Origin of the sequence: Polyangium sp. y55x31, assembly GCF_029946505.1 — a bacterium.
GTDB lineage: Bacteria > Myxococcota_A > Polyangia > Polyangiales > Polyangiaceae > Polyangium.
Window position 1 is genome coordinate 140,289 of the sequence record NZ_JARZHG010000018.1, and the last position, 14,713, is coordinate 155,001.

9 protein-coding genes are annotated in these 14,713 nt (G+C 71.5%); 2 read left to right on the plus strand and 7 right to left on the minus strand.

Annotated elements, in window-relative coordinates:
• Positions 1 to 53 precede the first annotated feature (53 nt).
• Positions 54 to 656, minus strand: coding sequence for a TetR/AcrR family transcriptional regulator (locus QHF84_RS28200; RefSeq protein WP_281316548.1), 603 nt, complete (start codon positions 654 to 656; stop codon positions 54 to 56).
• Between the two features lie 174 nt (positions 657 to 830).
• Between QHF84_RS28200 and QHF84_RS28205 the strand changes: the two genes are divergently transcribed.
• A complete protein-coding gene (locus QHF84_RS28205; RefSeq protein ID WP_281316549.1) occupies positions 831 to 2,015 on the plus strand; it encodes an acyl-CoA dehydrogenase family protein in 1,185 nt (394 codons plus the stop codon).
• Here QHF84_RS28205 and QHF84_RS28210 read toward each other — a convergent pair.
• The 4 genes from QHF84_RS28210 to QHF84_RS28225 form a co-directional block, all read right to left on the minus strand.
• The gene (locus QHF84_RS28210; RefSeq protein ID WP_281316550.1) at positions 2,012 to 2,707 is read right to left on the minus strand and encodes a hypothetical protein; all 696 of its coding nucleotides are present in this window, start codon (positions 2,705 to 2,707) and stop codon (positions 2,012 to 2,014) included. The genes QHF84_RS28205 and QHF84_RS28210 overlap by 4 nt on opposite strands.
• A gap of 367 nt (positions 2,708 to 3,074) precedes the next feature.
• Positions 3,075 to 3,983: a hemerythrin domain-containing protein gene (locus QHF84_RS28215; RefSeq protein WP_281316551.1), complete on the minus strand. Its 909-nt coding sequence runs from the start codon at positions 3,981 to 3,983 to the stop codon at positions 3,075 to 3,077.
• A gap of 398 nt (positions 3,984 to 4,381) precedes the next feature.
• Entirely contained in the window at positions 4,382 to 5,116 is a 735-nt protein-coding gene (locus tag QHF84_RS28220; protein WP_281316552.1) for a hypothetical protein, read from the minus strand.
• 14 nt (positions 5,117 to 5,130) lie between these two features.
• Positions 5,131 to 7,791 carry a TonB-dependent receptor gene (locus QHF84_RS28225; RefSeq protein WP_281316553.1) on the minus strand — a complete coding sequence of 887 codons (2,661 nt, stop codon included), beginning with the start codon at positions 7,789 to 7,791 and terminating at the stop codon, positions 5,131 to 5,133.
• A 306-nt stretch (positions 7,792 to 8,097) separates the two neighbouring features.
• On the opposite strand from QHF84_RS28225, the gene QHF84_RS28230 reads away from it, so the two are divergent.
• Positions 8,098 to 8,718: a GNAT family N-acetyltransferase gene (locus tag QHF84_RS28230; RefSeq protein ID WP_281316554.1), complete on the plus strand. Its 621-nt coding sequence runs from the start codon at positions 8,098 to 8,100 to the stop codon at positions 8,716 to 8,718.
• 210 nt (positions 8,719 to 8,928) lie between these two features.
• Here QHF84_RS28230 and QHF84_RS28235 read toward each other — a convergent pair whose 3' ends face one another.
• Together QHF84_RS28235 and QHF84_RS28240 are read right to left on the minus strand one after the other, a co-directional pair.
• The gene (locus QHF84_RS28235) at positions 8,929 to 11,211 is read right to left on the minus strand and encodes a sulfatase-like hydrolase/transferase (RefSeq protein WP_281316555.1); all 2,283 of its coding nucleotides are present in this window, start codon (positions 11,209 to 11,211) and stop codon (positions 8,929 to 8,931) included.
• Positions 11,208 to 14,699, minus strand: a complete 3,492-nt coding sequence (locus QHF84_RS28240) for a response regulator (RefSeq protein WP_281316556.1) — start codon at positions 14,697 to 14,699, stop codon at positions 11,208 to 11,210. Before QHF84_RS28240 ends, QHF84_RS28235 begins: the two co-directional genes overlap by 4 nt.
• Positions 14,700 to 14,713 lie beyond the last annotated feature (14 nt).

Here is a 14,713-nt window from a genome sequence, read left to right on the forward strand (position 1 = left end):
GGCCAGGATGGCACGGCACGGCGCGATCGCGGAAGATCGCAAGGGAGCGCCCCTCACGCTTTCGTGCGCTTTTCGCCCTTCGCCTCGGCCGCGCGCGTGAGCCCGTCGAGCAGGCGCCCGTGCGCGAGGTCCGACGCGGCGCGGATGTCGAGCACGCCGAGCGGGGCGAATGCGCCCGACATCGCCAGCACCGCGAGGCCCTGGTGCATTGCAAAGACCGGGATCACGTACGAGAGCGCCTCGCCTTCACCGAAATACCCCGCCGCCTGCGCCTCCGCGATGTAACGATAGAGCAGGCCGAGGCTGCGGTCGCGGCCGTTCACGAGCGCCGGGTCGTTCAGGTCGGTGTCGGCGGAGAAGATCGCCTGGAAATAGCCGGGGTGGTCGATCGCGAAGCGCACGTACGCATGCGCGGCCGCGAGGAAACGCGCGCGGAGGTCGGAGCCCGCAGCCGTGAGCGCAGCGTCGACCGCGTCCGCGAGGCGATGCGCGCCCTCGGCCGCGAGCGCCGTGAGCAGCGCCCGCTTGTCGGCATAATGCCGGTACGGCGCGGCATGCGAGACGCCGACCCGCCGCGCGAGCTCGCGCAGCGTGAACCCCATCGGCCCGCGCTCCTCGATGAGCGCGAGCGCGCCCTCCCGAAGGGCGCGAGGCAAGTCCCCATGGTGGTACGGGCGCGGCGGGCGTCGAGGCACGGCCCGCAGCGTAGCACGTCCGAGGCGGATGTTGACGATCGCAACATTCGATGTTGACGGTGGAAACTTCGGGATGTTGTCGTTGTCTACATGAGGGTGACCGGCCGAGAACCCCGGTCTCCGGAGGGAACCGTCATGACGAAGGGAACCGAGAACGTCCTCGAAGCCAGCCTGCTCGCGTCCGTCGCCCGGGTGCGCCCGGTCGCGGAGGCCCACGCCGACGCGTCGAACGAGGGCGCGACGCTGCATCCGGCGGTGGTCGAGGTGATGAAAAAGGAGGGGCTGTTCGGGCTCGCAGCGCCGAAGGAGGTGGGCGGGCAAGGGGCAGACGGGCGGACGCAGCTCGTGGTGTACGAGGCGATGGCGCACGCGGACCCGTCCGCAGGATGGGCGCTGATGATCGGGGCGATCATGAACGGGATGATGGGCGCTTATCTGCCGGAGGCCGGGGCGCGGGAGGTCTTCGCCAGAGGAATGACGACGTCGGCCGGGCTGCAGGTGCCGATGGGGAAGGCGCGGCGGGTGCGCGGAGGTTTCGAGGTGACGGGGCGATGGGGATTCGGGAGCGGGATCCGGCACGCGAGCTGGGTGTACACGGCCGCGACGATCGAGGAGCCGACGCAGGTCGGGCCGCCGTCGTTCGTGCAGGTCGCGGTGCCGGTGTCGCGGGTGACGATCGAGGATACGTGGAACACGGCGTTTTTGCGGGGGAGCGGGAGCAACCATTACCGCATGGAGTCGGTGTTCGTGGAGGAGGCATTCACCTGCTCGTATCCGGGGGCGGCGCGGAAGCGGGGTCAGGCCTATTTCGAGCTGCCGTTCATCGCGCTGGTGGCGCCGGGGCACATCGGATTTGCGCTCGGCGTGGCAAGGCGGGCGCTCGAAGAGATCGCGATCGTCGCGCCGCGCCGGATCAAGGCCTGGAACGGCGAGGCGCTGGCCGCGCAATCGAGCTTCCGCGTGGAGCTCGGCCGAAAGCGTGCGGCCCTCGACGCGGCGCGGGCGCTCGCGCGCGAGGTGATCGAGCTGTCGATGCAGAGGGCCGAGGCGGGCCTTGCGCTGTCACCGGACGATTGGTCCGCCGTGCGCGCGGCGACGACGTATACGACCGAGGTCGCCGCGGACGTGACGTCCTTTGCATTCCGGGCGGGCGGGTCGAGCGCGATTTACGCGGGCACGGTGCTCGAACGGTGCTTCCGGGACATTCACGCGGCCGCGCAGCACATCGCCGCGACGGACGACGCCTACGATTACACGGCGCGCGTATGCATGGGGGAAGCGCCCTTCAATCCGCTGCTTCTGCCGCGAGAATCGGCTTAGAAACCCGCGCCGAGGCTGATGTATCCGAAGGGCAGGACGCCGAACGCGGTGGGGTCGTCGCCGAAGACGTTGAACCCCGGGCCCACGAGCGCCATCGCGCCGACACGGAACTGAAAGCCTGCGCCGTCCACCGGGTGCAAGCGATACCCCACCATGACGTTGCCATACGCGCCCACGCCCGAGCCCGACGCGCTCGCGCCGAAGCTGTTCGACGCCTGCGCCGTCGCATACGTGACCGAGACGCCGCCGCCGACCTCGAGCGCGTGTTTGCCGCTGCGAACGCCGAGGTAGCTGGCCGTGATGGGGAAGGTCAAAAGGCTCGCGCTCGCGCTCGACGAAGCGTTCCCCGCCGAGACCGTCGCCCCGATCGAGATGTAGCTGAACCCGACACGCACGCCGAGGTCGTCAATGATGCGGCGCTCGTAATTGAGCGAGTACCACAGGCCTGCCCCGAGGCCCTCGACATAGATCGAGTTCGGCGCGGGTTTGTCCTTGGTATCTTCCTTGGGCTCGGTTTTGGCCGGCGCAGGCGCGGGCGCGGGCGCAGGCGCAGGCGCAGGTGCAGGCGCCGCAGCCTGCCCCTCGGGCGCGGGCGGCGGCGCCGCAGCCTCACCCGCCTGCGCGAACGCGGCGCTCGGGGCGAGGAGGAAAAGGGCGCTTGCCGCAATGCAATAAGAAGCAATCCGGGCCATGGGACCTCCGTGAAGACAAGGGTGAGGCCCCCAAAGCACATGAAATGGTTCGCTCGGTCAAGCGAAAACAACCGTCCAGGACGCGATAATTGATGAATACGGTTCTCTGGGTTTATTCAATCTTTGTCCTGCGAAATTTTCTGCGCGCCTTTTGCGACGCAATCCGCGCGTGACGGGCCCCCCCCGAACCCGTCACTCACGAATTTGCCACGCGCGCGTGAATGGCAGACCCCCCCGATCCGTCATTCACCGTTTGCGTCGACGCTCGCGTCCGGCGGGCCCCCCCGAACCCGCCACCCGCGATCGTCACGCGCTCGTCGATGGCAGGCCCCCCCGAACCCGCCACCCACGAAGCGCCGCCAAAACGTCAGCCCCGCGCCCGCTGCTTGCGCGGCGCCGACACCGCCTGACCCCGCGCGCCGCCGCCGCGCGCCATGCCCTTTTGCGCCCCACGCGCGCCGCCAGCCTGGCCGCCCCGCGCCGCCCCGCCGCTCTGCGACTGCGTCCGCGACGCACCCTGCCCGCGCGCCGCCGGCGCCTTCTGCGTCGACGCCGTCTTGCGCGCCTGCGTGCGCGAAGCTCCGCCCGCCGCGGCCCCGCCATTCCGCTTCTGCGCGACCGCCGCGCCACGCTTCGCCGGCGCCGCCTTCGCCGCGCCACGCTTCGCCGTGCCTCGCTGGGCCGCACCACGCTGGGCCGCGCCCGCCGCCCGCTTCGGCATCGCCTGGCGCTTCGCCGGCGCGCGCTTGCGCGGAGCCGCCGCCTTCTTCGCCCCGGGCGCCTGCGTGGCCACCTGCCGCGCCGCGATGCCGAGGCTCCGCTCCAGGATCGGGCGATGCCCCTCCGCGAGGCGCTCCGAGAACCGCGCCGAGAGACGATCGCCGAGCTGCTCGAGCTGGTCACGCTCCATCTCCCCCTCCGCCTGGGGCAGGAGCTCGCTCTCCTCCTCCTCGACGTGGTTCATCACGATGTCCTTGAGCGCGCCGAGCTTGGCCGAGAACGTCTCGTCGCCCACGCTGACCGACATCAGCCGGTAGAGCGCGAAATCCGCCACCGCGTGCTCCTCGAAGGCCTCGCGGATGCGACCGCTCGGGCCGAGCGCCTCCATCGCCGCCGGGTAGAAGATCTCCTCCTCGATCGCCGTGTGCGCCGCGAGCGCGTTGGCAAGCTCCTCGCGCAGCGAGGCACGCTCGTCCTCGTCCTCGGCACCCTCGATTTCGCGGAACAACTCTTCGACTTCGCGGTGCTGTTGCTTGAGTAGGTCGGTCGCCTTCATGTCGAGCTCCTCAATCCGTTCCTTCTCGGCGTGCCGCGCCTCGCCGAGGCGCCGCCCCCTTCGTTCGTGCTCGCGGCTCCTTGCGCGTGGCATGCCAAAGCCCCCGAGGGCCCGAAGAAAAGCGAGGGACGGACGGCGAAACCCCCCCACCCCACCCCCCGACGGAAGGCCGCGACCCGAGCGAAAGCACGAGCAAAACGAGGCAACGAGCCGAGCTTGCCGCGCAGGAGAGCCGCGCGCTGCGGAGGCTCGTACCCCGATCGGCGGGCGCGCAGGCAGTCGCGATGCGAAGAGCCGTGACCGCGCGCGGTCGGCGCAGTCGATCACGGCGGGTGGCACGGAGGTGCGCACCCGCGGATCACCCGCCTCGCGCGCGCGGGCAACAAAGGAGCAGGCGGCTAGGGCGCGGCCGGCGCCTCGCCCTCCACGAAGGCGAACGACGGGGGGTGGGTCGAAACCATGCGGATCACGACGGCGTCGTGGTCACGCGCACCCGGTCCGACGACGAACGGATCGGCGCCCATGTCGAGCGCCGCAGCAAAATCCACGGCGGAAAACCAGGATGCGACGTCGAACCGGACCTCGATCCGCGAGGTCGCCTCGGTGACCGTTCCCTCGACCTTGGTGGTCGGCACGGCGCGCTGGCCCCGAAAGAGCGGGGCGACGTCGATGTCGGCCTCGAACCGGACGGACGTGCCGGCGCGGCTCGCCACACCCCGCACGCGCGCCGAATGCCCGCCCGGCGCCTCGGGCGAAGCCTGGGCCTCCTGCTCGGGCAAGAACCAGTGAATCCCGTAATCGTACGAGGCGCTGCGCACGTCCCCCGCGAACCCCGCGTACGTGCCGAGCGGCGTCTCCCCTTCCCCGAGGACGTCGATCGTCGTGACGCGGCGAATTTCCCCCACGGCCGCGTCGCAAAGGGTGGCCGAGCCCGAGGCGCTGGCGCAAAAATAAGCCGGCCCGAAGGCCACACGCGCCTCGTCCAGGGTGACCGTAACATCGTCCACGACGAATTCGTTTGTCGGGGCAGACACGAAGAGCGCCGGGAACGAAACGTCGGGCTGTCCGGTGCCGGTCCCGCAGCCGGCGAGGACGAGGACAAACGGCAAAAACGAGCGCAGAAGACATCGCATGGCGGCACTCCGGCTCAGAGATGGAAGGTCAGATTGCCGAGGATCGTGAGCGGCGATCCGGCGGAAATGTGGCGCGCGGGCAGATACGAGGGGATGTCGCTCGTCCGCCAGTCGGAGACGAAGACGTACTCGGTGTCCGCGTACCGAGCGTTGAAGAGGTTCGTGGCGTCGACGCCGATCTCGACGAAATCGCGGCGCAAGCCGAGCGAAGCGTCGACGACGAAGACGGGTCGCGCCTCCTGGGCATACGGGAGCGGGCGCGGCGAGAGGAAGGTGGCGCCATACCCGGCGCGGGCGACGAGGGGTTTGCCGAGGAACGTTCCGAAGGTTTTTCGATAGGAGACGTCGGTCCGCACGACGACGGGCGGAACGAAGGGGAGCGATTGTCCCTCGACATAGGGCGGCGATGGGTTTTCCGGGGTCGGCGGCGGCGGCGAATCGAGGGTGGCCCGGACGAACGTGGCGCTGATCGAAGCATTGAAGCCGGAGAGGGGGTTTGCCTGGAGGTAGGCGACGAGGCCACGGCGGGTGGTCGGGCCGATCCGCTCGAGCCGGCCTTCCTCGGCGTCGAAGGCGAGGTCGTAGGAGAGGCGGGTTTCATAAGCGACGAGGGTGGCCGAGAGGCGAGCGCGTTCGTATTGGAAACGGGCGCCGGCCTCGTAGCTGTGGACGGTGGCGAAAGGAGCTTGCTCGCCCTCTTCGAGCTGCCGGGCCTGCGGGGAGCGATAGCCGCGGCCATACGCGGCGAAGAGGCGTAACGAGGGCAAGGGGTCGACCTCGAGCGTGGCGCGCGGGCCCCAGGCAATGCCGGCGGCGGTGCGGCGATAGCCGACGAAATGGGTTTCTTCGCGGAAGGCGGGGATCTGGTTGCCGAGGCGGTCGTCGATGTCGAAGGAGATGAGGTCGGCGCGGAGGCCGCCGCGCAGGCGCGCCCAGCGGGAGAAGGTGAAGAGGGCGTCGGCGAAGGCGCCGATGCGGAGGGAGCGGATGGTGGCGTCGACGCGGCGGTCCCAGGTCTCGTTTTGCGGGGCTTCGAGGAGGTTTTGCGCCTGCTCGATGGAATGGGCCTCGGCGTCGGCCCCGAGGGTGAGCTGCGCCTTGAGCCAGGAAGCCGCCTCGTAACGGCGGGTGCGATAGGAGGCGCGGGCGCCGAAGCCGCCGTCGTCGTTCGATTGCTCGATGAGGTCGCCGCGGCCGGCCCAGGTGGGCCGGAGGCGCGAGCGCTGGGTGTAGCCGGTGAAATTGAGGCGGCTGCGATAGGTGGCGTATGCGCCCCAGAGGCCGAAGGAGGCCTCGGAGTTGTCATCGCCGGTGCGCTGGAGGGAGACACTCGCCTGGGTGCGGGTGGCCGCGGCGGATTGCGAGCGGGCGGAGGTGTCGGGGTATGCGTCGTAGAAATCGACCCGCCGGCGGTCGATGTCGTCGCGGCGGAGGACGCCCGCGACGCTGGACCGAGCGCCATAGGCGGAGAGGTGGACGAGGGCGGAGAGGTCACCCGGGAGCTCGAATCGGTACTGTCCGGTAAAACCTCCCGAGAGGCTGCCGCGCACGCCGTCGCCGAAGCCGTCCGTGGTGCGGACGACGGCGGCGCCGAAGGTCTCTTCGGACTGGCCGGCGGGCGCGAAGACGGCGACGAGGCGCTTCGTATTGAAAGAGCCGTACGACGCGGTGGCCCGGACGCCGCGCTCCTCGACGCCGAGGTCGAAATCGACGCTGCCCGCGACGGCGAAATCGCCCTGGTGCGGATCGTAGACGCCCTCGAGGACGCGCACGCTGCGCACGGTCTCGGGGATCAGGACATTGAGGTCGGCATACCCTTGCCCGTGCACGTGCGAGGGTTGATTGATCGGAATCGTGCCGCCGACGGTGAACTGGATGTCCTGGCCATGATCGGCGTCGAAGCCGCGGAGATAGACGCGCTGCGCGACGGCGTCGCCCTCGGGGCGCATGACGTGGAAGCCAGGCGCGGATTTGAGGAGGTCGGCCGTGGTGGGGCGCGGGGCGCTGTCGAGGACGGCGCGGCCGAGGCGGAAGTCGGAGGCGCCGCGGCGCGGAGGGTTCGGCCGGCCCTGGACGTGAATTTCGATGGGCTTGCCCGGCTCGGCGACGGCGTGCGGGAGCGCGAGGCCAGAGTCGAGCTCGGCAGGCTGTTCACCGTGCGAATGGGTGTGTTTGTCCGGGCGCGGTTTGTCCGCAGGGGGCGGTTTGTCCGCGGGCGCGGGCGGGCCGGGCGGAGGCGCGGCGCCCGCGTCGGGGGGCGGCGTGTCGGTCGGCGCGCCCGGCGGGACGGCGACGGGCGGGTGCGGCTCGGGCGCGAAATGGAAGGGGACGCGGATGCGCGCGCGAATGGGGACGCCGTCGCGGGTGGCCGGGCTGAAGCGCCAGCGACGGACGGCGGCGAGGGCCGCGTCGTCGAAGGCTTCGCCGCCGGAGACCGCGATCTGGGCGTCGCCGACGGTGCCGTTGCGCTCGACGGTGACGAGGACCTCGACGGTGGTGTCGATGCCCTGCGCGAGCTTGTCCGGGGGATAGACGGCGTCGACATGCTCGACGACCGTCGGAAGGGTGACGTTGGCCTGGCCAGCCGGCGCCTTGGGAGCCTCCGGCTGGGCAAACGCGGGGCGCGTGGCGAGGAGGGCCGCAGCCAGGGCGACGGCGTGTGACCATCGAGACAAAACGAACCTCAACCGATCCTCCGTCGGGCCCCTTCGAGACGGTGCTTTACACGGGGAGGGCGGGGAGCGGAAGCGGGAAGCGGTGGGCAGGGCACGTAAAACGTCACCCGGACGGCGATGAGGCACCCCCGATTCGAATTCGGGAGGGCCCACGGCCGCGCCAGAATCAAGTAATCTTAATCACGTTGAACCAGATCATCTTTTCGACCTTCGCATAAGCGATAACCCTGCTAAGAGGGATCACGACGAACGTTCTTCCTGAACGTTTTCTCAGTAAGTCCACCCTGACGGGACGGTCGTCCACGTATGAACAGCGTCTCTACGGCACGCCCATCGCTCGATCCGAACCGGCTCGAAATCCGGCTGCTGGACGAAGCGGCCATTGATGACGCACAAGGGTTTTCCTGCGGCGACAGCGATCTTGACGAGTTCCTGCTCGTCGAGGCGCTGCGTCTTCAGGCTCGGCACATCGTCCGCACGTATGTCGCGTATTACGAAGGCGAGCTTGTCGGCTTCATCTCGCTGATGAACGACTCCGTCACCTTGGAGACCAAGGAACGCAAGCTCCTCGCCCTCGGCCATCACGACCACCCTGTCATTCCGGCCCTGAAAATCGCGCGTCTCGGCGTCAGCGCAAGCTTCCGCAATACGCACCGCGGGTGCGGGGAGGCACTCGTGCGGTTCGCCTGGGCCATCGCGCTCGAATCTTCCGAGCGTGTCGGTTGCCGCTTACTCACGGTCGACGCGTACGAGGCGTCCGTACCGTTCTACGAACGGCTCGGTTTCATGAGGAACCGTGCGAAAGAGTACCGGGAGCGAACCAACACGAGCATGCGGCTCGACGTCCACGCCCCACGCCGCCCGTCTTGGCTCAACGATCCGCCGGCTCCTTCGGGGCACGAAGAGGCAGAACCTTCGGACGCTTGACGTCCGCGAGGTACCGCTTCGCCGCTTCAAGCCGCTTTTCGACCTCCTCCGGAGAGGCGACCTCTTCCAGCGACGCGAGGAGCTGCTCGGCATCGTCGCCGGAAAGGGGAGGAGTCGGCTCGATCGGGCGTGCCATGACTCCTGGCATCATGGTCGGCCTCGGCTTCAACGTCAATCGGAACGTCCGCGCGGGCTTGCCCGCGGCGGATCTCACTCGATCGTCCCCCAGACGCGCAGCGCCGCCGCCGTGTCCGGGTCGATCGTCGCGGGCTCGCGCTTCTGCAGGTCCGACCGGGTCGACTGGTCGCGTGCCATGATCCGGCGGAAGAGCGCCTGCGCCGCGAGTGGGAGGGTTTCGCGGCGGTTGAAGGCGCACGTGGGGTCGAGCTCGAGGTCGCAGAGGAACGGGACGGCGTCGTAGCGGCCCGTCATGATGAGCTGGCCCCAGCGGGCGGAGAAGCGGTCGTCGAGCGTGGCGATCTGCGGCTCGAAGGAGGAGTCTTCGAGGCCCGAGGCGACGGCGGAGAGGTCGCGGCCGAGGCCCGGGCGCGAGAAGGAGATGCCGAGCGCGGAGAGGGCCGTCTGGCTGACGTCCCAGACCTCGGTGGGGAGGTTGACGTGGGCGCCGGCATGACGGGCGTCCGGGAAGCGGACGTAGAGCGGGAGGGTGAGGCGCGGCTCGGCGAGGTCCTCGCCCTCGGCGTAAAGCGCGGCGGCGCCGGCGGCGACGTCGCCGGTGACGACGAAGACGGTGCTCTCCCAGAGGCCGGCGGTCTTCAAGGCGGCGACGAGGCCGCCGAGGGCGCGGTCCTGCGCGGACATGGCGGCGCCTTCGAGGGCGCGGATGCGCTCCTGGTCCTGCGCGGAGATGGCGTCCTTCTTGTCTCGCTTTTTCCGCAAGGTCGCGAGCTGCTGGGCCCCGCGGCGCGGCTCGATGACGCCGGTGTACGGGGTCGGTGGGAGCTGCGCTTGCTCCTTGGGCGAGACGTCCCAGGGCGGGTGTCCGCCGCGGGCATGGACGACGAGGAGCAGGCGTGCTTCGGGCGATTGGCGCAGGACGTCCGTGAGCCAGGTGGCGGCGGCGTCGAGGGGCGCGGTGGCCGCGTCGTTGCCGTAGGGGGGATATTCGACGAAATGCTCCCAGCCCTCGCCAAAGCCGAATCGTTTGAAGGTGGCGGGGACGCCGGTGAACATGGCGGCGCGAATGCTGGCGTCGTGGGCGACGGCGCCGAGCGTGGTGTTCGAGGCCGGCATGCGCGCGCCGAAATCGGTGAGGGTATGGGCCCGCGGCGGCATGGCCGTGAGCAAGGAGCCGACGACGCTGCCCGGGAAGGTGGTCGGGGCGCGGTGGCGGTGGAAGGTGGTCGCCGTGAGGGCGAGCTCGGAGAGGGTCGTGAGGTGTGGCGTGGGGCCGGCGTGCCAGGGCGGGAGGCTGTCGCGGTCGAGGCCGTTCATGACGACGAGGACGACGGCGCGGGCCTTGGCAGTGGCCGGCGGAGGCGCAGCAGGCAGGACGATGACCGGGTCGCCGAAGAGGACACGGGCGCCCTGGGAAGTGCCCTCGGCGCGGAGCTCGAGGGTGGCGAGGGGGCCGCCCTGGAGGTCGAGCGGGAGGTCGAGGTCGGTCCAGGTGGCCTTGTCACCGCCGGTGACGTGCTGGGTGAGGACGTCGACGGGCTTCTGGCCATCGCGAAGGAGGCGGACGCGGGCGTCGGCCTCGCCGGGGCCGAGGACGCCGACGGAGGTGCGGAGGCGCGCCCCCGGCGGAAGGCGGAGGGTGCAGCGGACGGCGCCGGGGCCGCGGAGGGCGATCGAGCGGTGCGGGACGGCGGAGAGGGCAGCTTCGCGGAGGATGACGTCACGCAGGGTGGGCGGGCCGAAGGTGGCGGTGCTCTCGTCGGGGACGCCGATGCGAATCCAGTCGAGGTCGACGAGGGGATCGCCGGATTTGGCGCGGCCCATGAAGCGGAAGGTGAGGGTGTGGACGCCGGGATCGACGGGGAGCGAGGTGGCCCCGGTGGTGGCGATGCGGATCTGGTCGCGCTGAAAGTTGAGGGTGCCGAGGGGCTGGTCGTCGAGGGAGACGGTGGCCGCGCGGGCGCCGAGTCCCATGGAGCGGGCGGCGACGAAGATGGGGCTCGCCTCGGGCAGGACGAAGGTGACGCGCAAGGTGCGGTTCGAGACGCGCATCCACGTGGAGGCGTCGTGCTCGATGGGATCGACGCCCCGCGGGGCAGTGCCGGTCCAGGCGAAGCGGCCGACCATGGCGTCGGTGCCGGTGTCGAGGAGCAGGCCGCGATGTTCGAGGTCGCAGCCGGGGAGCTGGTCGACGAGGTCGGCGACGATGCGGGCGGGCGCAGGCGGCTGGGGGGCGGCGGCGCTGGTGGTGGGCGCGGGGGTCCCCTGCTCCTGGCCCTTGCTAGGGCTGCAGGCGCTCGCGCCGAGGGCAAGGGCGAGGAGGGACGAGAGGACGAGCGGGGCGGAAGGCGTCAACGCGACCAGGGTGGCGCGATGCGCAGGCGCGTCAAGCGTCCTTCCTTGACGAGGGCGAACCGGACGCGCTCCTCGCCGCGGAGGCGGACGCGGATCTCGTACGGGTCCTTCTTGGGGGCGAGCTTCGACTGGACGACGGGCCCGGTGCCGACGAGCTGGCCGTCGACGTAAACCGAATCACTGGGCCCGGCGACCACTTCGAGGAGGCCCTGACCCGCGGGGACCTTGTCCTCGGCGCGGAGGGGGAGGTCCTGGGGCATGACCGGGAAGTCGGCGGTGTCGCCCTCGCGGCGGTCTTGGGCGGTCGGGGCGGCCGCAGCGGGCTCGGGTGCGGGCGCGGGCGCGGGCGGGTCGGCCGTGACCGTGGGGGCGGGGAGCGCAGCGGGCGCGGGCGCGGGCGCGACGCGCTGGTGCGCGAGGCGGCTGCCGACGGCGAAGACGGTGCCGGCGACGGCGAAGAGGATCCAGGCGCTGACGCGGGTGCGCGAGCTGCCCTCGCGGCGAGAAGGCGGCGCCGAGTCACGGCTGACCTTCTCGTTGCGGCGGAAGCGGCTCGGGCGGCTCTCGACGTCGGGGTCGAGCGTGCGAGCAGCAGGCGCGTGGGCCGAAGGCAAGGAGCCACGCGGGGGCGGCGGGAGATCCTCGACCGGCGGGGGGACGAGGGTGCCGAGGGAGGTCGGGATCGGCCGAGCGATCGAGGCGCGCGGCGCGGGAGCGAGTGCGGGCGCGGGAGCGGGCGCGGGCGGCACGGCTGCGGGAGCGGACGCGGCGATGGGCGCGGCGACGGGTGCGGGAATCGGTGAAGGAATCAGCGCAGGCGCGGCGACGGCCACCGGCGCGGGCGTGAGCACGGGGATGGACAGGCGCTCGACCTTCCGCGGGGCCACGGGGCCTGGCGTGGGCGACGGTTGCTTCACGTTCACCACGGGCCGCCGCACGTCGAGCGTCGGCTCCTCGGTGGGCATTTGCGCGAGATCGAGGACCGATCCGACCTCGACTGACAAAACCTCGTCCGGCTGGAGCGTCAGGATCGACGGGGCGGGCGAGGCCTCCTCGCGGGCGTAGACCGGGCCGGGCGTGGCCGAGCGGTCGATCACCGCGGAGATCGGCTCCGGCGTGCTCGGCGCAGGCTCGGGCAGGATGTCGGCGAGCGCGGGGATGAGCGCAGGAGGCGGCGGACGGCGCACGCCGCGGAGCCGCTCGGACTCGCGATGCACGGCAGGCGTGAGCAGGTCCGCGCCGGCCTCGCCGACGACGGCGGTGATCGCGCCGTGCGCGGCCGCATCGCAGAGGACGTCCTCGACGAGGTGCGCGGCAGCCTTGCCGCCGGCGACGAGCGCGCGGGGCGAGGCGCCAGCCGCGATCGAGCGCAGGAGCGAGCGCAAGGGCTCGGGGGTCGCGTGCGCGGCCGCGCCGAGGAGGTCGAGGTCGATCTCGACGCGCTCGACGGTCATGAGCGAGGCGCCCGAGAGGAGGCGTTGCGCGGCGCGGGCCGAGGCGATCGGCGCGACGAGCTGCTCGGCGAGTGAGCCTTCGAGGTCGGGGCGCGCTCCCGAGAGGCGCGCGGCTTCGTCGTCGACGGGCGCGACTACGAAGCGGCCCGCGCCGAGGCCGAGGAGGCGCGCGAGCACGCCCGGGCCACGCTCGAAGGAGCCGTCGGCCGTGGTGCGCGTGGCCCGCACGGGACGGCCGTCGCGGATCTCGACCTCGTAGAGGTAGAGCGCGTCGCGCACGGTGAGCGTCGAGGCGGGCCGATGGGCGCAGGCGAGCGCGAGCAGCGTGCGAGGCGTGAGGCCGTCGAGGCGGCCGCGAACCTCGCCGCCTTGCGCGAGGCGCTCGGCGACGCGCAGGCGAGGCCGCAAGATCTCGCGGAGGCGCTGCACGATCGCCGCGGCGCTGGCCTCCTTGCGAAGGTAGCCGTCGGCGCCGGCGCCGAGCTCGCGCACGCGCTGGAGGAGGTCTTCTTTCCAGGAGAGGAGCACGACGGGGACGTCGCGGAGCGCGAAGTCACGCTTGAGCGCGCGGCAAAGGGCAAAACCGTCGAGGCCGGGCATGATGATGTCGCTGACCACGAGGTCGGGCGAGACCTCGCACGCGAGCTCGAAGGCGCGCTCGCCGTCGTGGGCCTCGTACACGGTGGCCCCGGCGGCGCGGAGAACGCCGGCGAGGAACCAGGTGACGGCAGCGTCGTCATCCGCGACGACCACGCGGAGCCGATCGAGCGAGGGCACGCGCGCGCCGCGGGCCTCGCCGAGCGCCCGCACGCGCGTCGCCTGGCCTGCCTGCTCGGGACCGCCGAGCCACGGTGCGAACGGGAGCGCCCCTTCCGGTCCGCTCGGCGTGAACCGCACCTTGCCTTGCGACTCGATCGTGACGAGGTCCCGGATCCGCGCGACCGCGCCCCAGAGCGCGGCGAGCACCTGGCTGCCCTCGCCGAGCTCGATCCGCGTGCTGCGAGCGCGCACGTCGGCCGCGTCGCAGAGGCCTCGACGCAGCTCTTCGGCGAGGCGCGCGCCGAGATCGTCCAGCGTGACCTCGCCGATCGGCGCGCGGGCGATGTCGCGACGCACCTGGCTCGCGATCACCTCGGCGCAGGCTTTCCGCAGGGCCTCGGGCGAGACGGGCTTCGGCAAGGTCCGCGTGACGCCGAGCGCGGCGTAGAGCGCGGCGTCGTCGGGCCGGGAGAAGCGCCCGAGCAGGACGATCGGCACCCCTTCGATGAGGGGATCGGCGAGCAGCGAGGCGATGAGCTCCCGCGCGCCGGGCTTGTCCGCGTCGATCACGACGACGTCGGGTGCGAGCGCGCGCGCGAGATCGGGCGCGGCCACGAGATCGCTCGTGCGCTCGACCTCGAAGAACGAGGGAGCCCCCTCGGCGTGATCCTTCGCGAGGGCCTCGGCGAGCTTCTCGGGGCCGACGAAGAGCACGGTCTGCGGGATGCCCTGCGCGGCCGTGCTCGCGGACGTCTCGGCAGATCGTTCGGCCGAGGGCAACGTACGCGGGCCGCTGCCCGCCGACCTCGGCGCGGCTTCCCGCTCGGGCACGCCCAGCGAGGCCTCGCCCCACGCGAGTTCGGGCAGCCGATCGAGCAAGGTTCGCAACGCCTTCCACTCGTCGTCCGTGAGCTTGCCGCGCTCGGCGATCCGATCGACGAGCGCCTCGCCACTCTTGAGCTCCTCGGCGAGCTTGTTGAAGCGCAGGAGCCTCGCGGCGGCGGCGAGGGCATGCACGCGGCGGCGCAGATCGTCGCGACGCGCGGGGGACGCGGGCTCTTCGGCGAGCTTGGTGACGGCGGTGCGGAGCTCGACGACCCGACGGCCGAGGGTGGCCACGAAATCGGCCCGGACGCCGCCGAGGCGCTCGGGAGACGACGCCGGTCGAGGGTCCTTGGGCGCCTCGGCACGCCGCTCTGGCGCTACGGGCGGTGCGATGCCCTCGAGCGTGATCACGCCCATGGCCTCGGGACGGCCGCCTTCATTTCGGTCCAACGCGGTAGCTTGCG